The organism is Bradyrhizobium sp. 62B (assembly GCF_030272265.2).
In the GTDB taxonomy this organism is placed as follows: domain Bacteria; phylum Pseudomonadota; class Alphaproteobacteria; order Rhizobiales; family Xanthobacteraceae; genus Bradyrhizobium.
Genome location: NZ_CP092841.2, coordinates 1,917,149 through 1,935,761 on the forward strand (window position 1 = coordinate 1,917,149; position 18,613 = coordinate 1,935,761).

21 protein-coding genes are annotated in these 18,613 nt (G+C 66.1%); 6 read left to right on the forward strand and 15 right to left on the reverse strand.

The window, feature by feature from the left end; genetic code table 11:
- Positions 1-2: 2 nt before the first annotated feature.
- From ML401_RS09025 to ML401_RS09050, 6 genes are all read right to left on the reverse strand, one after another.
- Entirely contained in the window at positions 3-2,717 is a 2,715-nt protein-coding gene (locus ML401_RS09025) for a DUF2339 domain-containing protein (RefSeq protein WP_285811523.1), read from the reverse strand.
- 49 nt (positions 2,718-2,766) lie between these two features.
- Positions 2,767-3,735: an NAD regulator gene (locus tag ML401_RS09030; protein ID WP_211419409.1), complete on the reverse strand. Its 969-nt coding sequence runs from the start codon at positions 3,733-3,735 to the stop codon at positions 2,767-2,769.
- Between the two features lie 19 nt (positions 3,736-3,754).
- On the reverse strand, positions 3,755-4,261 hold the full coding sequence (locus tag ML401_RS09035) for a tyrosine phosphatase family protein (RefSeq protein ID WP_194406657.1): 507 nt from the start codon (positions 4,259-4,261) through the stop codon (positions 3,755-3,757).
- A gap of 139 nt (positions 4,262-4,400) precedes the next feature.
- Entirely contained in the window at positions 4,401-5,015 is a 615-nt protein-coding gene (locus ML401_RS09040) for a YfbR-like 5'-deoxynucleotidase (RefSeq protein ID WP_194406658.1), read from the reverse strand.
- Positions 5,012-5,638 (reverse strand): DNA-3-methyladenine glycosylase I, encoded by a 627-nt coding sequence (locus ML401_RS09045; protein WP_211419407.1) that lies wholly within the window; start codon positions 5,636-5,638, stop codon positions 5,012-5,014. Before ML401_RS09045 ends, ML401_RS09040 begins: the two co-directional genes overlap by 4 nt.
- The gene (locus ML401_RS09050) at positions 5,635-6,510 is read right to left on the reverse strand and encodes a folate-binding protein YgfZ (protein ID WP_211419406.1); all 876 of its coding nucleotides are present in this window, start codon (positions 6,508-6,510) and stop codon (positions 5,635-5,637) included. Before ML401_RS09050 ends, ML401_RS09045 begins: the two co-directional genes overlap by 4 nt.
- A 101-nt stretch (positions 6,511-6,611) precedes the next feature.
- Here ML401_RS09050 and ML401_RS09055 point away from each other — a divergent pair, with 101 nt between their 5' ends.
- From ML401_RS09055 to ML401_RS09075, 5 genes are all read left to right on the forward strand, one after another.
- On the forward strand, positions 6,612-7,946 hold the full coding sequence (locus tag ML401_RS09055; protein WP_259204682.1) for a dihydroorotase: 1,335 nt from the start codon (positions 6,612-6,614) through the stop codon (positions 7,944-7,946).
- 230 nt (positions 7,947-8,176) lie between these two features.
- On the forward strand, positions 8,177-9,046 hold the full coding sequence (locus ML401_RS09060; protein ID WP_285811528.1) for a sulfurtransferase: 870 nt from the start codon (positions 8,177-8,179) through the stop codon (positions 9,044-9,046).
- 110 nt (positions 9,047-9,156) lie between these two features.
- On the forward strand, positions 9,157-9,846 hold the full coding sequence (locus ML401_RS09065) for an RNA polymerase sigma factor (RefSeq protein WP_259204684.1): 690 nt from the start codon (positions 9,157-9,159) through the stop codon (positions 9,844-9,846).
- A gap of 118 nt (positions 9,847-9,964) precedes the next feature.
- The gene (locus tag ML401_RS09070) at positions 9,965-10,498 is read left to right on the forward strand and encodes a DUF4142 domain-containing protein (protein WP_194406664.1); all 534 of its coding nucleotides are present in this window, start codon (positions 9,965-9,967) and stop codon (positions 10,496-10,498) included.
- A gap of 10 nt (positions 10,499-10,508) precedes the next feature.
- Positions 10,509-10,829, forward strand: coding sequence for a cupredoxin domain-containing protein (locus ML401_RS09075; RefSeq protein WP_285811531.1), 321 nt, complete (start codon positions 10,509-10,511; stop codon positions 10,827-10,829).
- A 192-nt stretch (positions 10,830-11,021) separates the two neighbouring features.
- Here ML401_RS09075 and ML401_RS09080 read toward each other — a convergent pair whose 3' ends face one another.
- The 4 genes from ML401_RS09080 to ML401_RS09095 form a co-directional block, all read right to left on the reverse strand.
- Positions 11,022-11,288 carry a hypothetical protein gene (locus ML401_RS09080; RefSeq protein ID WP_028134933.1) on the reverse strand — a complete coding sequence of 89 codons (267 nt, stop codon included), beginning with the start codon at positions 11,286-11,288 and terminating at the stop codon, positions 11,022-11,024.
- Positions 11,289-11,566: 278 nt separating this feature from the next.
- On the reverse strand, positions 11,567-11,944 hold the full coding sequence (locus ML401_RS09085; RefSeq protein ID WP_194406666.1) for a TIGR02301 family protein: 378 nt from the start codon (positions 11,942-11,944) through the stop codon (positions 11,567-11,569).
- Positions 11,945-11,992: 48 nt separating this feature from the next.
- On the reverse strand, positions 11,993-12,427 hold the full coding sequence (locus ML401_RS09090; protein ID WP_285811534.1) for an NUDIX hydrolase: 435 nt from the start codon (positions 12,425-12,427) through the stop codon (positions 11,993-11,995).
- Positions 12,428-12,473: 46 nt separating this feature from the next.
- Positions 12,474-12,974 carry a hypothetical protein gene (locus ML401_RS09095; RefSeq protein ID WP_194406668.1) on the reverse strand — a complete coding sequence of 167 codons (501 nt, stop codon included), beginning with the start codon at positions 12,972-12,974 and terminating at the stop codon, positions 12,474-12,476.
- A 63-nt stretch (positions 12,975-13,037) separates the two neighbouring features.
- On the opposite strand from ML401_RS09095, the gene ML401_RS09100 reads away from it, so the two are divergent.
- Positions 13,038-13,802 (forward strand): SOS response-associated peptidase, encoded by a 765-nt coding sequence (locus tag ML401_RS09100; RefSeq protein ID WP_212065555.1) that lies wholly within the window; start codon positions 13,038-13,040, stop codon positions 13,800-13,802.
- Positions 13,803-13,829: 27 nt separating this feature from the next.
- On the opposite strand, the gene ML401_RS09105 is transcribed toward ML401_RS09100, so the two are convergent.
- From ML401_RS09105 to ML401_RS09125, 5 genes are all read right to left on the reverse strand, one after another.
- Positions 13,830-15,023: a CaiB/BaiF CoA-transferase family protein gene (locus tag ML401_RS09105; protein WP_212065554.1), complete on the reverse strand. Its 1,194-nt coding sequence runs from the start codon at positions 15,021-15,023 to the stop codon at positions 13,830-13,832.
- Between the two features lie 34 nt (positions 15,024-15,057).
- A complete protein-coding gene (locus tag ML401_RS09110; RefSeq protein ID WP_212065553.1) occupies positions 15,058-15,987 on the reverse strand; it encodes a glycine reductase in 930 nt (309 codons plus the stop codon).
- 166 nt (positions 15,988-16,153) lie between these two features.
- Positions 16,154-16,735 carry an NUDIX domain-containing protein gene (locus tag ML401_RS09115; protein WP_194406672.1) on the reverse strand — a complete coding sequence of 194 codons (582 nt, stop codon included), beginning with the start codon at positions 16,733-16,735 and terminating at the stop codon, positions 16,154-16,156.
- 15 nt (positions 16,736-16,750) lie between these two features.
- Positions 16,751-17,185 (reverse strand): GNAT family acetyltransferase, encoded by a 435-nt coding sequence (locus ML401_RS09120; protein WP_285811541.1) that lies wholly within the window; start codon positions 17,183-17,185, stop codon positions 16,751-16,753.
- Positions 17,182-18,609, reverse strand: a complete 1,428-nt coding sequence (locus ML401_RS09125) for an FAD-binding oxidoreductase (RefSeq protein ID WP_285811543.1) — start codon at positions 18,607-18,609, stop codon at positions 17,182-17,184. Before ML401_RS09125 ends, ML401_RS09120 begins: the two co-directional genes overlap by 4 nt.
- Between the last annotated feature and the right edge of the window lie 4 nt (positions 18,610-18,613).

An 18,613-nucleotide genomic window follows, 5' to 3' on the forward strand; every position in this document is an offset into this window, starting at 1 on the left:
AATCAACTGCCCGTCTGCGGAGCCGGCGGCGGTGCGACCTGCCGCCGGAACAGGATGCGCTGGTACAGCCAGCCGATCGCAACCAGCACGATGCCGAGGCACATGAACGAGAGCGCCCGGTAGACGCCTGTCAGCGTCGACATGTCGATGACGAAGGCCTTTAGGATCGTCAGCGCGATGACGGCGGCCGAGGCCAGCCGCGCGCGCTCGGAGTTGACGAGAATGCCGACGCCGAGCAACACGACGCCGAAGGTCAGCCAGCCGATCGAATAGGTGTATTGCTCGACGCCCGTGGTCGGTCCGCTGGACAGGATCGGGCCGTGATAGAAGCGGCGGATCTCCAGCGTCACGTAGGCGAGCGCGAACACCAGCGCACCGCCCGCGATCGTGTTGGCGTAGGCCTTGCCGCGCGCCCCGACCACCGCATAGGACAGCAGCAGCATCAGCACCGCCGGCAGCGCATAGCCGAGTAGCAGCAAGTTGAACAATGCGCCGCCGACGTCGATGCGCCAGATCAGCGGGTTCTCCAGGATCAGGAGGCCGAACACGCTGATCAGCCCGCCGATCGCCGTGAGCACGATCGCGCCGATATCGTGCACGATGCTGTGGCTGCGCAGCCGCAGGCGCTCCAGCCCGATCGCCATCGCAAGCGTGATGCAGACCTGGAGTGCGAATTCGAGCAGCGAGGGCGGCGAGATCATGTCGCCACCGGTCGCGAAATGCCGGATCTCCATGAAGGCGAGCAGCGCGGTGAACAGGATCGCGGCGGTCTCGACCATGCGCAGCGGTGGATCGTCGGCGCGGCGGCGCAGGATGACGCTGGCGCCCCAGAACGAGGCCGCCGGCAGGCCGTAGCCCCAGAGCAGCCAGTTGAAGATCGGCGTGGTGCCGACGGCGTCGCCGACGATGCGGGGATCGTAGGCGATGCGCGCGGTGACGAGCCCCGCGAAGATCGCGGCGAGCCAGCGCAGGAACGGGATCGGCCGCTGCAGCGAGATCCAGGCGGTGCCGAGCGACATCAGCGCCAGCGCGATCGTCAGCCAGCCCTTCTCCAGCGCGAAGGTCAGCGCCAGCGCCAGCGCACCGAGCGTGCCGGTCGCGTACAGAGCGGTGGAGATCATGGTGCCCGGCCGGGTCTCACGGCGCGAGAGAGCCTCGGTCGCGGCACCGAAGCCTGCCGCGAGCAGCACTGCGAGGATCGCGAACGGGATCGAGCGGTCGAGATGGGCGATCCGCGCGTAGAGCGCGACGAGGATCGCGATCGGCGTCGCGACTGATGTCGCCGACCACACCACCGGGATGATCGCCGAATTCGACCGGCCTTGCGCGAGGAAGCCGGCAATGCCGAAGCCCGCGGCGAAGATCGCGGCCGTCACCAGATGCAGCGTCACGGAGCCGTCGATGGCGCTGGGCTCGATGCCGGACATCGCACCGCCCGGCAGCACCAGCATGTCGGGATTGGCGCGCACCGCCCATTCGGCGAACACGATGAAGACGGTCGCTGCGGCCGCGCCGAGCGCGCCGGTGGCGGCCGGCGCACGCCAGGCGACGAGCAGGGTTGCGCCGACGAGCAGCGTAAACGCGATCAGCGCCAGGTCGGCATGCGCGCTCGACAGCACGATCAGCATCGCGCCGAACAAATAGGCGCCGAGCGAGCCCGACGAGATGGGTTCGATCTCGCCGTCCTCGATGCTGGGTCCGAACATGAAGCCGCAGACGACGAGCAGCGCGGCCAGCACGAAGCCCGCGACGGCATGGAAGGCGTGCGGCGCGACCTGCAATTCGCTCGCGTCGAGGCCCGGGAAGATCCAGAGCACGGCAAAGGCAATCGTCGTGACCGCGAGCCAGCGCCACAGCCGGATGCGGGCGAGGCCGAAGCTCGCGGCGGTGACGACGGCGAGATAGATGTAGAGCGCCCAATAGTCCGGCTTGCCGCTGGAGACGAGCACCGGCGTCACGAAGGCGCCGACCACGCCGAGGCCGGCGAGCGCGGGGCCGTGCAGCAGCGCGGCCGCGAGCGTGCACATCGCGACGATGCCGAGCAGCACGAAGGCGGTGGCGGGCACGAGGAAGCCGTAGAGCGCATAGGCCGCATAGATGGTCGCGAACGCCACAGCTGTACCTGCCGCGGTGAGGATCGCGGGGATGTTGGCGATCGGCAGCGCGGCGATGGCCGAGATGCTCTCCTTGCGCCGCGTCCATTCGCCGGCTCCGAGCAGCGCTGCTGCGAACAGGCCGCCCAGGAACACGCGCACGCCGGGGCCGAGCAGGCCGGCCTCGATCGAATAGCGCACCATGAAGAAGCCGCCCAGCGCCAGCGCAAGGCCGCCGATCCACACCACCCAGCGCGTGCCGAGCTGCTCCTCGAAGCCGGGTTCACGACTATCAGGCGCGCGCCCGGGGAGCGGCGGCGGGGCATCGGCCCCTTGACTCGCTGCGAGCGGCCGGGGCTCTTCGGTGACGAGCGGAGGCGGCGCCGTTTCGGCCTCCGGCGCGAGCGGCGGAGGTTCGGTGGTCGCCGTTGCGGGAGCTTCAGCCTGCACGTATGCCGGCAACGGTGGCGGCGGTTGGACCGGTCGCTGCTGCGCGTAAACCCTCTCTTCGAGCGCGCTGAAGCGCCGACGCAGCTCGGCCGCCTGGCTTGACGCCTTGATTGCGATCAGGATGGCGATGATCGCGATGATCAGCGCAAAGACGTCAAACGGGCCGTCGAACATGAAGCCTCCAGGCAACCGGCGGGCAGGGGCCGATCGCGCAAATCTTGAGTTAGCGCCGGGAGCGTACGCGCAACCCCGGTGCGGGCCGCTCCTGGAGCACGTCGCGGCGGAAGCGGTAGAGCGCCGCCGGCCGTCCGCCCGTCTGTGTCGACATCACCCCGGTCGGTTCGACCAGGGCTTCCATTTCGACCAGGCGGCGGAAATTCTGCTTGTGCAGGTGCCGGCCGGAGATCGCCTCCACCGTATACTGCAGTTCCGTAAGTGTGAATTCGGGCGGCAAAAGTTCAAACACCACAGGACGATACTTCAGTTTCGCACGCAGCCGCGCGATCGCCGTGGCAAGAATCCGGCGGTGGTCGAACCGCATCGAGGTCCCGAGCGGGGGAAGCGCCGTGCGCGCCAATGCCGCAGGGCGGCCGTCGCGCCTAGCTTCCTCGACCAGCCCGGCCTCGTACAAGAGCTCGTAGCGGTCGAGCACGCGCTCCTCGTCCCAGGCCGCCCCGTCGAGGCCGAAATAGAACCGCACGCGATCCTTGCGCGGCAGAGCGCGGGTCGTCTCCGGCGTCTCCTCCGCGGCCCACTCGGTCAGCGCGGGAATGATGTCGCGGGCGATGATCGCCGGCGGCTCCTCGCGCCGGTCTTCCCAGGGGAGGAAGCGATACCATGGCGCGAAGCTCGCCGCGTTCGCCGCAAGCTCGCCGTCCACCGCGCGCGTCAATGCGAGATAACCGATCGACACCATATGCGCCCCGGTGTCGCCGGCCTCGGCATGGCGGCCGCGATCGCCAAAGGTGTAGAGCTGCTCGACATAGCCGAGCCGCAAGCCCGCCTGCTCCTCGACCCAGGCGCGCAGGCCGATCTCGAAGGTGCGGTGCGCGAGCGCGTCGAACGGGCCGAACGGCAGGCCGGCAAGCCCTTCACTGTCGCGCGCGGTCAGGATCAGCGGCTCATGACCCTCGATCGCCACGATCGCCGCGGTCAGGCCGATCTCGATCGGCGTCAGCAGCTTCTCGCTCATGCGGCTGATATCACAGCTGTCATTCGAGCTCGATCACGAAGGGGCGGCCTTCGACCATCATCGCGCCCGGACCGATCTCGTCGAGCGCGCGCAGCATGCGGCCGTTGCGCCCCAAGGCGCGGTCGGCAAGGCCGACGATGCGCCGGTTCGGCGAGGCGATCGGCGAGGCCGCGCGGATCTTCCTGGCGATCTCGAGCTCGTCGCGGTTGGGATTGAGCGCGCAGACCGCCGCGAACGCGCTCGCGGTGGAGCGGCTGATGCCGGCATAGCAATGCACCACCAGCGGTGCGCCGCGGTCCCAGGAGCGCACGAAATTCAGCACCTGGTCGATGTGCCCCTCGGAGGGCGCGACGAAACCGTCCATCTCCTCGGTGATGTCGTCCATCGACACCTTGAGATGATTGGCCGGCAGCACGGAGACCGGCCGGGCCACTTGCTCGACATTGGCCATCACGGTCAGCACATGGCTGGCCTTGGTGAGGCGGACGGTTTCGGGAAGCGCGGCGAGCGAACAGACGTGGATCATGGCGGACCTTTTTGCCGCGATTATAACGAGCGCTCGTAGGGTGGGCAAAGGCGCAAAGTGCCCACCATCTCGCAAATGCGCGCATCTCGCCTGGTTTCGTGGGCACGCTTCGCTTTGACCACCCTACGAAGGGATGATGCTACGCAGACACCGCGCCAAACCGCTCCAGAAACTGCTTCTCGGCCCGCGCCGCGGTCCAGGGCGTGAGATAGTCGCGCCGGACGCTGTCGGTGAGGCCGGGGTCCTTGCCGAACAGGCGCCGCGCCTCGCTTTCACTGAAGCCGGCAAGCTCGGTCGCTTCCAGATAGGCCGCGCCGCGATCGGCGGCCTTAATGGCTGACGTGATCTCCTCCGGCAAGTCCGGTGGCAGGCCGAAGCGGATATGGATGGCGCCGAGCAGGCGCTTCTCCACGGCCTTGTAATGGCCGTCGAGCACCGCCTTGAACGGCGAGATCATGTCGCCGATCACGTATTCCGGCGCATCGTGAAGCAGCGCGGCGAGCCGCATGCGCTGATCGGCGCGCGGCATCTCGTGCCGCAGCACGATCTCCACCAGCAGCGTGTGCTGCGCGACCGAGAAGATATGCGCGCCGATGGTCTGGCCATTCCAGCGCGCGACGCGCGCCAGCCCGTGCGCGATGTCGGCGATCTCGACGTCGAGCGGGGAGGGATCGAGCAGATCGAGCCGCCGGCCCGACAGCATGCGCTGCCAGGCGCGGGACTGCGCGTCGCGCGCGGTCTTCTTCACGGTCATTTGGACTTGAGACGCGGCTTGCGCGGCGCCTTGCCGCAAGTCGCGTGACAATGGCAGTCGACGAGATGGTCGTTGACCATGCCGGTCGCTTCCATGAAGGCATAGACGATGGTCGGGCCGACGAATTTGAAGCCGCGCGAGGACAGCTCTTTCGAGATCTGGGTCGACAGCGGCGTCGAGGCGGGCACGCTTGCCGTGGTCTTGAAATGGTTGACCTTGGGCTTGCCGTCCATGAAGTCCCACAGCAGCTTCGAGAAGCCCGGGCCCTTCTCCATGATGTCGAGATACGATCTCGCGCTCAGGATCGCGCCGTCGATCTTGGCCTTGTTGCGCACGATGCCGGCATCGTTCATCAGTGCGTGGACCTTCTTCTCGTTGTAGCGCGCGATCTTCTCCGGCTGGAAATCGTCGAAGGCTTTGCGGAAATTGTCGCGCTTGCGCAGGATGGTGATCCAGGACAGGCCGGCCTGGAAACCGTCGAGGATCAGCTTCTCGTAGAGCGCGCGGTCGTCATATTCCGGCACGCCCCATTCGGTGTCGTGGTAGGCGACATAAAGCGGATCTTCGCCGGGCCAGGGGCAACGCGTCTTTCCGTCGGGATGCTGGCGAGGGGCTCGGCTCATGCGGTGGGCTGCTTTGCGGGGATGCGGACGACGTCCGGGTCTGCCAGCTTCAACGCGAGCCCGCCAGCGGTCAGCGGCTGGCCGGCATCGAGCGCCTCGGCGACGCGGTCAATGCGCACCAGGGCAATGCCCTTGCCTTGCGCCGACGAGCCCATGGTGCCGACCGGCTTGTCGCCGGCCATGACGCTGACGCCGGCCTCCGGCGAGAAGTCGTCGAGCAGCACCTTGACGCTGCGGGTGCGTGCGGTGCCGCGATGCTGCATGCGCGAGACGACCTCCTGGCCGACATAGCAGCCCTTGTCGAAATCGACGCCGGCAAGGCGGTCCATGTTGGTCTCGTGCGGAAAGGCGTCGTTGTACGAGAAGTCGAGCCCGCCGCGCGGCACGCCGAGCGCGATGCGGTGCGCCTCGTATTCGGTCGCATCGACAAGCTCGGCCCCGATGAGGTCGGAGAGCTTCTGCTTGAGATCCTCGGGGATCAGGATGCGATAGCCGAGCCCGTCCTGGCGCGGATCGGCGAACGCAAGATCGGGCTGGGCCGCTGGCTGGCCATCCCAGGCGGCGAGCACGCCGAGATCGAGGTTTTCCACCGTGACCTTGGCGCGCAGCTTGTAGAATTTCAGCTTGGTGGCGAGGCTATCCGCCAGCGCTTTCGGGCAGTCTAGCAGGAACCCGCCGCCATGGCCTGCGGGCACCTCGGCGATCAGGAAATCGACGATGATCTTGCCCTGCGGCGTCAGCAGCGCGCCGAATCGCCCCAGGCCCGGCTTCAACCTGTCGACGTCGGTCGTAACCAGGCCGTTGAGGAAGTTGCGCGCATCCTCGCCCGCGACCTTGACCACGCCCCGGTCGGGAAGAAACGCTGATTTCATGCGAAAATCTCTTGCGACATGTTGCTCCGGAACGTAAGCCCGCGAGGCATAAACGACAAGACCTCGAGCCCTGCGCTTGGGGACGAGAGAGGCCTTCAGCCATGACCCAGCGCTTCGATGTGATCCTCAAGAATGGCACCGTCGTCAACCAGGACGGCGAGGGTGTTCGCGATATCGGCATCACCAATGGCCGCATCGCCGAACTGGGTCCGCTGTCGCAGGCCTCCGCCGCGGAGGTGATCGACTGCAAGGGCCTGCACATCCTGCCCGGCGTGATGGACACCCAGGTGCATTTCCGCGAGCCCGGGCTGGAGCAGAAGGAAGACCTCGAGACAGGCTCGCGCAGCGCCGTGATGGGCGGTGTCACCGCCGTGTTCGAGATGCCGAACACCTCGCCGCTCACCGTGACCGAGGCCACCTTCACCGACAAGGTGAAGCGCGCCCATCACCGCATGCATTGCGATTTCGCCTTCTTCATCGGCGGCACCCGCGAGAACGTGCAGGACCTGCCGGTGCTGGAGCGCGCGCCCGGCTGCGCCGGCGTCAAAGTGTTCATCGGCTCCTCGACCGGTGCGCTCCTCGTGGAGGACGACGAAAGCCTGCGCCGCATTTTTCAGGTCATCCGCCGCCGCGCCGCCTTCCATGCCGAGGACGAGTACCGTCTCAACGATCGCAAATCTCTGCGTATCGAAGGCGATCCGCGCTCGCATCCGGTCTGGCGCGACGAAACCGCGGCGCTGATGGCCACGCAGCGCCTGGTCAAGCTCGCGCACGAGACCGGCAAGCGCATCCACGTGCTGCACATCTCGACCAAGGAAGAGATCGAGTTCCTCAGGGATCACAAGGATGTCGCCTCTTGCGAGGCGACGCCGCATCACCTCACGCTGGTCGCGCCGGAATGCTATGAGCGCCTCGGCACGCTGGCGCAGATGAACCCGCCGGTGCGCGGCGCCGATCACCGTGCCGGCATCTGGCGCGGCATCGAGCAGGGCATCATCGACGTGCTCGGCTCCGACCACGCTCCGCATACGCTGGAGGAGAAGCAGAAGACCTATCCCGCCTCGCCCTCCGGCATGACCGGCGTGCAGACGCTGGTGCCGCTAATGCTCGACCACGTCAACGCGGGCCGGCTCTCCCTGGCGCGCTTCGTCGACCTCACCAGCGCCGGCCCCGCGCGTCTCTACAACATGGCCTGCAAGGGCCGCATCGCCGCCGGCTACGACGCCGACTTCACGGTCGTCGACCTCAAGCGCAGCGAAACCATCACCAACAAATGGGTCGCGTCGAAGGCAGGCTGGACCCCCTATGACGGCGTGCGTGTCACAGGTTGGCCCGTCGGCACGTTTGTCCGCGGCCGCCGCGTGATGTGGCAGGGCGAGCTGGTGACGCCATCGCAGGGCGAGCCGGTGCGGTTTCTGGAGACGCTGACGCAGTAGGACGCTTCGGTCGGGGACGAACGCACCATCCCCGTCCTTGCGAGGAGCTCAGCGACAAAATTGCGGAGCAATTTTGCGCAGATGCGACGAAGCAATCCAGCGTCCCCTTCGCGGAAAGATTCCGGATTGCTTCGCGGGTCCTGTCATCGGGCCGCGCTTCGCGCGGACCCGGTGGCTCGCAATAACGAGAGGAGAGAGCTACACTCCCTCTCGAACGGGAGTGCATTCCGATGTCAGAGCCAGCCGCCCTCATCACCACCGACCAGCTCGCCGCCATCCTCGGCGATCCCAACCTCCGCCTCTACGACTGCACGACCTATAACGAACCCGTCCCGCCGGGCAGCGACGTGCCGTATCGCGCGGTCCCCGGCGACAAGACGTTTGCAGCCGGCCACATTCCCGGCGCCGATTTCCTCGACCTGCAGGGCGAGTTCTCCGACACCTCGTCGCAACAATTCTTCATGATGCCCGATTTGGCCCAACTCGAAGCCGCCTTCGGCCGCCACGGCCTCGATGCAGGCAAGACCGTCGTGCTCTACAGCATCGGCACCATGATGTGGGCGACGCGGTTCTGGTGGATGCTGCGCTCGCTCGGCGTCGATGCGCATGTGCTCGACGGCGGCTTCGACAAATGGAAGGAGGAGGGACGCCCAATCGAGACTGGCACACCGAAAGGCTATCCCGCGACGACCTTCAAGGCCACGCCGCGCGCGGGTTTCTTCGTCGACAAGACCACCGTGAAGGCGCGGATCGGCGATCCCGCGACGGTGATCGTCAACGCGCTCGGTCCGCAATTTCATCGCGGCCTCGAGCCGAGCCGCTACGGCCGGCCCGGCCGTGTGCCCGGCAGCGTCAACGTATCGGCCGCGACGCTCGTCAATGCCGACAAGACCTTGACGACGCTCGCCGACGCCGAAGCCAAATTCACAGCTGCCGGCGTCACGCGCGACAAGAACGTGATCCTCTATTGCGGCGGCGGCATCTCGGCGACGATCGACCTCTTCCTGCTGACGCAGCTCGGCTACGACAGGCTGACGCTCTACGACGCCTCGATGGGCGAATGGGCGAGGGACCCGGCACTGCCGATCGAGACGGATTAGGTGTGCTTGGCTACCCCTGGAGGGGCTCTCCAGGCGAGTGTAAGAAATCCGGGAACCTTTCCCTAGGCCTGCATCCAATGTCCGGAACCAATGGAGACAAGGCACCAACTATGCAAGGGACCGCAGCCGGCCTGTCGGCCGGCGCCAGGACATCGGAAACCGAGCTGATCGAGCGCGCGCGGCGCCGGGACGAAGCCGCATTGCGCGAGATCATGCAGGCCAACAACCGCAGGCTCTATCGCCTCGCCCGCGGCATCCTGCGCAGCGACAGTGAGGCCGAGGACGTGGTGCAGGAAACCTATGTCCGCGCCTTCACGCATCTCGACGGCTTTCTTGGTACGTCGGCGCTGTCGACCTGGTTGTCGCGCATTGCCATCAACGAAGCGCTCGGGCGCCTGCGCAGCCGGAGGCCGCAGGTCGAGCTGGGATCGGTGCCGGAGGCAACGCTAGAAGCACAGATCATCAAGTTCCCCCTTTCGTCCGCCGCAACCGATCCGGAAAGATCCATGGCTCAACGCGAAATCCAGCGCGTCGTCGAACACGCGGTCGACGAATTGCCCGACGCCTTCCGCATGGTCTTCATCGCGCGGGTGATGGAGGGGATGAGCATGGAGGAGACGGCCGAGCTGCTCGGCATCAAGCCCGAGACCGTGAAGACGCGTTTGCATCGTGCGCGCGCCCTGCTGCGCGAGAACGTCGAGAAAAAGATCGGCCCCGTGGTGATGGATGCATTCCCGTTCGCCGGCCAGCGCTGCGAGCACCTGACCGAGGCCGTGCTCAGGCGCCTTGGCATCGGCTGATTGGCATCTGTTGATTGGCGCCGGCGCGTCATTTTTCGGGAACGTTTGCGCGAAACTCCCATCCAATCCCTGTGACGCAACGCGCCGGGCAATGCCGGCACCACAGGAGTATCAAGCCATGTTCACCCGACGGAGCGCGGCGATCGCCGCGGCCATTCTGTTGTCGAGCCCCGCGCTGCTGCAAGGCGCCAGCGCCGCCGACAAGCCCACCGATCCGCAGATCGCCCATATCGCCTACACCGCTGGCGTGATCGACATCAACGCGGCCAAGCAGGCGCAGAAGAAGGCCAAGAGCAAGGACGTGAAGGCGTTCGCCGAGGACATGCTGCGTGACCACGAGGCCGTCAACAAGCAGGCACTCGCGCTGGTCAAGAAGCTGAACGTCACCCCTGAAGACAACGACACCAGCAAGGCGCTGTCCAAGCAGGCGAGCGACAAGCTGGCCGAGCTCGACAAGCTGAGCGGTGCTGCCTTCGACAAGGCCTATGTCGCCAACGAGGTCGCCTACCACAAGGCGGTCAACGGCGCGCTGGAGACGCAGCTGATTCCGTCGGCGAGCAACGCCGAGCTGAAGAGCCTGCTGCAGACCGGCCTGAAGATCTTCCAGGGCCATCAGCAGCACGCCGAACATGTCGCGGCCGAGCTGAAATAGGGAGTGTGCGATGATGTCGGGGCGGCTGACTTCGTTTCCCATCGCGCTTGTCTTCGCCGCGATGGTCGTCCCGGCGCACGCCGCGACGATCGAGATCACGATGGAGAACCTCGTGATCTCGCCGGCTGAGGTGTCGGCCAAAGTCGGCGATACCGTCAGCTGGATCAACAAGGACGTCTTCGCCCATACCGCCACCGCGAAGAACGGTGATTTCGACGTGAAGTTGCCGCCCAAGGCATCGGCGACGTCAGTTCTGAAAAAGGTGGGAACGGTCGAATATTACTGCCGCTATCATCCCAACATGAAAGCGAGGCTCAAGATCGAGCCGTGAGGGGGAGGGAGCGCATTCCCGACTCCGTCAGGAACAACTCCCGGCCATTGCGAGACTAATGCTTGTCGGGGGCAAGCGGCTTCCGTGCGATAAAGCCGGCAGACCTTTGCGAAGCCTTTCGGCCAAATCTGTTCGCAAGGTCATTCATCCGTTGACTGGCCCCGCCCATGCGGCGGGGTCATTTTCGGAAGCCTACTGCCTGCAGATGTCGACCGAGAATTCGCCGTTGCGGATACGGCCGGGGAAGCCTTCGACGAATTTGGCGACCGCGTCCTCGCCATAGGTGCCGACGAGCTCGGCAAAGGCCGCGAACAGGCTCGCCTGTGCCAGGCAGTCGCCGTCCACGCCGTCATGGCGCGCTTCGGCCCAAGCCTCGTTGAGATAGCTCAGTGCGGCCTGTTTCTGCTCGTGATCGGGCAGCGGCGCGCGGGCGGGGGCGTAGGAAATCGGCTGGCTCATGAAACTCGATCAGGGCTGGGGCGCGATCCACGGCGATGCGCTGTGCGAGAGGTGTAGCACGGGCGTTAACGACCGCTAGGCCACATCTTTAGGAACGGTTAACGGCTGTGTACAAAGTCGATGACAGAGTTCCGGCCCGGCTGTCATTCCGGGGCGCGGCGAAGTCGCGAGCTATGGTGCGTAATTGCGCACCTGAGAATCCATCGCGCTACAGAGTCGGTGGATGAATGGATTCCGGGCTCGCGCTGCGCTCGCCCCGGAATGACACGAGGAGAGAACTAGTTCGCGTAACGCGCCGTCAGATCCCGCGAGATCTTCGAGCCTTCCTCGATATAGCGGCGGATCGCCACCGTCGCGGCCGGCGTGCAGCTGCGGTAGGTCTGCTGGAAGCCGTTATAGCCGCGGTTGAAACCGGCGATCATGCGGGTGCGGCGCTCCCCGGAGGGGGTTTCGGCATCGATCAGCGCCTGCATCTCGTTGCGCCATTTGTTGCCCTCGTTGGACCCGCAGACGCCGCGCAGATAGTGCAGCCCGCCGAGGATCTCGGCCAGCCGCTGCAAATCGGCGTCGAACGGCGCCGCCACGTCCTGGGCCCGAATGGGTCCGGAGGCGCAGGCGAGAATCAGGACAAAAATGGCCAGAAATCGCGTGGACATCGGCGGGGTGTATGCCCGCTCGAGGCGGTGGACGCAAGGCGGGGGCGCTCAGGGGCCAATCAGCCGCGCGGCGGACTGGATCACCTCTTCCAGCCCCCCGGTCAGCTTGAGGTCGGTAAGGCTCGCCAGGGCGCTAGGGGAGATCCAGCGGTAATCGTCGAGCTCGTCGTTGAGGGACGGCTCCCTGGCCACCCAACGGGCGGCAAACGACATGATCAGATAATGGCCGGCGCCGGGCGCGGCCGGCAGCACCTCGCGCCAGCCGGCAAGGCCTGCGATGGCAATGTCGAGCCCGGTCTCCTCATCGACCTCGCGCTTAAGCGCTTGGTGCAGCGATTCGCCGAACTCGACCCGGCCGCCGGGCAGCGAATAGAACCCCTTCGCCGGCGAACGGGCGCGACGGGTCAGCAGCACCTTGCCGTCGCGGAAAATCGCGGCACTCACGGCGAGCTGGGGGTGGGTGGGCTGTACGACCGACGCCATTTCTTACGAGACCTGTTTTACAGGACGGGTTCTTACAGGAATCGGCTCAGTTCGCCATGATGGTGTCGACGTCGGCTTCGGCCCCGCCATGGATGATGCCGCCGCAGGCCGCGATCAGCGGCTTGACCCAGAGCGCGGCCTGCTCGGCGAGGCGGATCCGCGTCGTGTCCTTCTCGACCTCGCGCATGGCCGTGCCGACCGCGGTCAGGATCGAGGTCATGGTATCCGTGAGGTGGTCGAACTGGGCGCGCACGTTGGGATCGGCCTTCTCATAGGCTTCGATGGCGAGGTCGCGCGCCTTGAAATTCGACGCCGTGAAATGCTCGGCATAGGACAGGGGCGACCAGGTCAAAAAATCCTCGGCGCATTCCGGCATGTCCGGAACCATTTCCAGCAGCATCACGGCTTCATTGAAATGGTTGAGATAGTCAGTGGCAAGCCCGGTTCGCGGGTTGATATTGGCCACGCGCAGCCGCTCGGCCCAGGCGGCGGCCTCGGGGCCCGTCTGTACATGCGTCCGCGCGGGTTGGGAGGCCGTTGAGCTCATCTGCCACAGTGTTAACGTTCGGGGTTAAAAGGACCTGAACGGACCCTATATAGACGCCCTGAGATGTGTGGACGCTTCGTCATAACTTCGGCCCCCGCGGCTTTGCGGCAACTGTTCGGCTATGTCGAGCAGCCGAATTTCCCGCCTCGGTACAATGTCGCGCCGACACAACCGATTCCGGTCGTGCTGGTCGAGAACGGCGCGCGGCATTTCCGGCTGATGCGCTGGGGATTGCTGCCCGGCTGGGTGAAGGATCCCAAGAGCTTTACCCTCCTGATCAATGCCCGCTCGGAGACGATCCTCGAGAAGCCCGCGTTCAAGCGGGCGATTCGCCGCCGGCGCGGCCTGATCCCGGCCGACGGCTATTACGAATGGAAGGTGGAGGACGGCCGCAAGCAGCCCTTCTTCATCCATCGCGCCGACGGCGCGCCGCTGGGCTTCGCTGCGGTGTTCGAGACCTGGGCCGGGCCGAACGGCGAGGAGCTCGACACCGTCGCGATCGTCACGGCCGCGGCGGGCGAGGATCTCGCCGCGCTGCATGACCGCGTGCCCGTCACCATCGGCGAGCGCGATGTCGAACGCTGGCTCGACATCAAAGGCGACGATGTCGATTCGATCCTGCCGCTGCTCGCCGCCCCGCGCATCGGCGAATTCGCCTGGCACCCCGTCTCCACCCGCGTCAACCGCGTCGCCAATGACGACGAGCAGTTGCTCTTGCCGATCAGCGCGGAGGAGATGGCGGCGGAAGCCGAAGCGGCCAAGCCGAAGAAGGCGGCGCGGAAGGTTGCTGCTGCATCATCGGATGACGGGCAGGGCTCGTTGTTCTAATCACTGCCACCCTGCGGCCGCGGTGTTTCAAACGATCTCCCTCGCCCTCAACGCCGCAATCTCGGCGGCATCGAATCCCAGCTCGTCCAGCACCGCATCCGTATCGGCGCTCAGCTCCGGCGCCATCCGGTCCAGCCGGCCGCCGCCATGGGCGAGCTTGAAGCCGCTGCCGGCAAAGCGCAGCCGGCCGTAGGGCGTGTCGAGTTCCTGGATCGCGCCGCGCGCCTTGATTTGCGGATGGTCGATGACTTCCTCGACCTTCCAGATGCTGGCGCAAGGCGCGCCGGCGTCTTCCAGAATGGTCTCCCATTCGCGCGCAGGCCTCGCCGCAAGCGCCTCCTCGATGATGGCGCGCAAGGCCGGCTCGTTCTCGTTGCGCGAGAACCAGTCGGCAAAGCGTGGGTCGCTGAGCGTGTCCTCGCGGCCGAGCGCGGACATCAGCGCGCGATACTGCTTCTCGTTGTTGACGGCGAGCAGGATATGGCCGTCGCCGCATTTGAACAGGTTTGCCGTAGTCCGGCGGCTCACCGCCTGGTTACCCGACAGTTGCTGGCGATGGCCGGCGACCGACCAGTCCGCGATCTGCCCGGACAGAAACGCCATTGTCGCCTCCAGCATGGAGACGTCGATGAGCTGTCCCTTGCCGGTGCGGTCGCGCTGGTAAAGCGCGCTCGAGACGCCGAAGGCAGCGGTCGCGCCCGAGAGCACGTCGCACACCGCAAAGCCCGCGCGCGTCGGCCCGGTCTCGGGGTGGCCGGTGATCGCCATGATGCCTGACAGCGCCTGCATCTTGCCGTCATAGCCGGGCCGTAGGCGGTCCGGGCCGGTCTGGCCAAAACCCGACACCGCGCAATAGATCAGTTTTGGATTGATCGCCGAGAGCGCTTCATAGCCGATGCCGAGCTTGTCCATCACGCCCGGGCGAAAATTCTCCATCACGACGTCGACGGTCGCGGCAAGCTTCTTCACGATCGCGATCGCCTCCGGCTTCTGCAGATCGAGCGTCAGGCTGCGCTTGTTGCCGTTGATGGCCTGGAACGCCGGTGCCAGCCCGCGCTCGGCCCATTCGCGTGAGAGCGGCGTGCGGCGCATGTCCTCGCCCTCGCGCCGCTCGACCTTGATGACGTCGGCCCCGAGCAAAGCGAGCTGGTAGCTCGCATACGGGCCGGCCAGCACTTGCGTGAAATCCAGGATCTTCACGCCCTCGAACGGTCGCGTCACGTCGCTCTCCCGATAATTATTGTTCCTGGAGCCGTCAGGCGGCGCGGTTGCCGCGCGCGATCTCCTTCTGCTTGTCGAATTCGGCGCGGCGGCGCGCCAGCTCTTCCGGCGAGAGCTGCGCGACATTGTTGTAGTCGAGCTTCCAGGAGGCGTCCTCGCTCCAGCGCAGCGGCGACTGCATCGTCGTTTGCGGGCCGCTCGAGGTCTCCAGCAACTGAAGCGCCAGCTCCAGCGTTTGCGCCTGCGAGGCGACGTCGTGCGGCTTGCCGGCGGAATTGCCGAGCGGGAAGTCGGAGAACAGGAAGCGGGGCGCGGCCGCGTGCTCGATGATGTCCTTGGCGCAGCCCATGATCACGGTCGGAATGCCGTTGGCCTCGAGATGCCGCGCCACAAGCGCCGTGGTCTGGTGGCAGACCGGGCAGTTCGGCACCAGCACCGCGACGTCGACCTTGTCGGCAAGGCAGCGCGCCAGAATTTCCGGTGCATCGGTGTCGAGCGTGACGCGGTGGCTGCGGTTGGTCGGCGCGCCGAAGAAGCGCGGGGCAACCTCGCCGATCCGGCCCGCCGCGCTCGCCTTCAACAGCTGCGGCAGCGGAAACCAGGTGCCGTTGTCGGTGGCGCTGGTGTGTTTGCGGTCGTAGCCGATATGCGAGATGCGCAGGTCGTGCTCTCTCGACGTGTCGCCGTCATAGACCTGGTAGAACTTCGCGCTGCCATTATACGCCGCGCCCGGCCCCTGGTCGCCCTTGGCGGGATCGTAGGGCGCGGCGGTGGTGATGATGGTCACGCGCGACTTCGCCAGCGGCTTCTTCAGCGGCTGGAACGGCGCTGCGGTGTAATGCGCCCAGCGATACGCCGTGGTGTAGCCGATCGCCGCGTAATATTCGCGCGTGCGCTGCATGTAGGGGATGGGAGAATCATAGTCGGGCGCAAAGCCGAATTCGTCGTCGCGCGGCGCGGTCATGGGCGCGTCTCCTGGTTCTTGGTTGGAGCCAGACTAGAGATAGTTTTGGGGTTGCTCAACAGGGGAGCGGGGCAGCGCAGGGCTGAATTGCATGTGAGGATGCTGCGGCACCGGTGCTGCCACTTACCCTCCCCTGGAGGGGCCCCTCCAGGGGAGGGTAAGAAGCTCACCTGAACACGTGCAGCGCCGCGTATTGCAGCAGCATGATGGCCTTGGCGTCGATGATGCGGCCGTCAGTGATCATCGCCAGGGCCTCGTCGATCGAGAGCTCCAGCACCTCGATGTCCTCGCCCTCGTGCTCGAGGCCGCCGCCGTCGCTGACACGCATCTCCGGCTCGTATTCGGCGACGAAGAAATGCAGCTTCTCGGTGATGGCGCCCGGGCTCATGAACGCCTCGAACACCTTGTGGACGTGATGCAGGCGATACCCGGTCTCTTCCTCCGCCTCGGCGCGGATGCGCTCCTCGGGCTCGGCATTATCCAGAACGCCGGCGGCCGCCTCGATCAACAGGTCGTCGTAGCCGCGGATGAAGGCCGGCAGGCGGAATTGCTTCACCAGGATCACGGTGCGCCGCGCGAGATTATACGGCAGCACGGCGGCGGCGTTGTCGCGCTCATAGGTCTCGCGATGCTGCGTCTGCCATTCGCCGCTGGCGCGCCGGTACTCGAACGTGGTGTTCTTGAGCGTGGTCCAATTGTTCGAGAGCACGCGGACGTCCTTGATGCGGACGCGGTCGGAAACGGTCATGATCTTCTTCCGGAACTAGGTGGGAGTGCGGCCGTCGAGCCACTTCTGGAACATCACGGAGGTCGATAGCTCGAAGCCCAGCGAGCCGTAGAACGCATTGGCCGCTTCGTTCTCGCGGCGGACCAGGAGCTGCAGCTTCGAAATTCCGGCCGCGCGCAGCCAGTCCTCGGCCGCCGCCATGATGAGGCGGCCGAAGCCGCGCTTCTGGCAGTCTGGATCGACCGCGACGTAATAGACCCAGCCACGATGGCCATCATGGCCGACCATGATTGTCGCGACGATCTCCCCGCCCTCGCGGCCGATCAGCACGGTGGAATTGTCGCGCCGCCGCGCCAGGGCGATGTCGGCATGCGGATCGTTCCAGGGCCGCGTCAGGCCGCAGCGCTGCCACAGCGCCACCACCGGTTCGACATCGGCATCGGTGATCGCGGAGATCGCGAGCGCACTCACAGCACCTTCCCCGGATTCATGATGCCCTGCGGATCGAGCATCGCCTTGATCGCGCGCATCAGCTCGATCGCGGTCTTGTCCTTGACTTCGGGCAGCTCGTCGCGCTTGAGCACGCCGATGCCGTGCTCGGCGGAGATCGAACCGCCCATGCGCAGCACGATCTCGAACACCACGGCGTTCACATCGTGCCAGCGCGCCAAATAATCGGCGGTGTTGGCGCCGACCGGCTGGCTGACATTGTAATGCAAATTGCCGTCGCCGAGATGACCGAACGGCACCGGCCGCGCGCCCGGGATCAGCTTCACCACGGCGGCATCCGCCTCGGCGATGAAGGCGGGCACGGCGGCGACGGGCACCGAGATGTCGTGCTTGATCGAGCCGCCCTCGGGCTTCTGCGCCGCCGACATCTCCTCGCGCAGCTTCCAGAAATTGTTGCGCTGGGCAAGGCTCGCCGCGATCACGGCGTCGTCGACGATCTCCTCTTCCATGGCGCGGGCCAGGATCGTCTCCAGCGGCGTGCGGGCGTCGTCGCCGGGGGAGGACAATTCCATCAGCACGTACCAGGGATGTTTCTCTGCGAGCGGATCGCGCACGTCGATGCCGTGCCGCACCGAGAAGTCCACCGCCATCTCCGACAGCAGCTCAAAGCTCGTCAGCGCATTGGCGGCTTCGCCTTGCGCGATCGTCAGCAGCTTCAAGGCCGCCGCCGGCGACTTCAGCCCGACATAGGCGGTCTCGACCGCTCGCGGCTTCGGAAACAGTTTCAGGGTCGCCGCGGTGATGATGCCGAGCGTGCCTTCGGCGCCGATGAAGAGATTGTGCAGATTGTAGCCGGTGTTGTCCTTCTTCAGCTTCGAGAGCGTGTTGAGGACGCGCCCGTCAGCGAGCACGACCTCTAATCCCAGCGCCATCTCGCGCGCCACGCCATAGGCGAGCGCGGCCGTGCCGCCGGCATTGGTCGAGAGATTGCCGCCGATGGTGCAACTGCCTTCCGCGCCCAGCGACAGCGGAAACAGCCGGTCCACCTCGGAGGCTTTCGCTTGCGCGACCTGCAGCACCACGCCGGCCTCACACGTCATGGTGTTGGAGGCGGTGTCGACCTCGCGAACCTTGTCGAGCCGGCGCAGCGACACCACGACCTCGCCATTGTGCGGCGTCTGCCCGCCGACGAGCCCGGTGTTGCCGCCCTGCGGCACCAGCGCGATGTTGTGCGCGGAGGCGAGCTTGCAGATTTCGGAGACTTCGGCCGTCGAGCCCGGGCGCAGCACCAGCGGCGAGCGGCCGTGGAACAGATTGCGCTCCTCGGTGACGTAGGGCTGGATATCGTTGGCATCGGTGATCGCGTGGCGCTCGCCGACGATCTCACGGAATTGTTCGATCAGCTCCGGCGCAAGCGGCGGGATGGCGGGTGTTTTGACGTTCATTCTG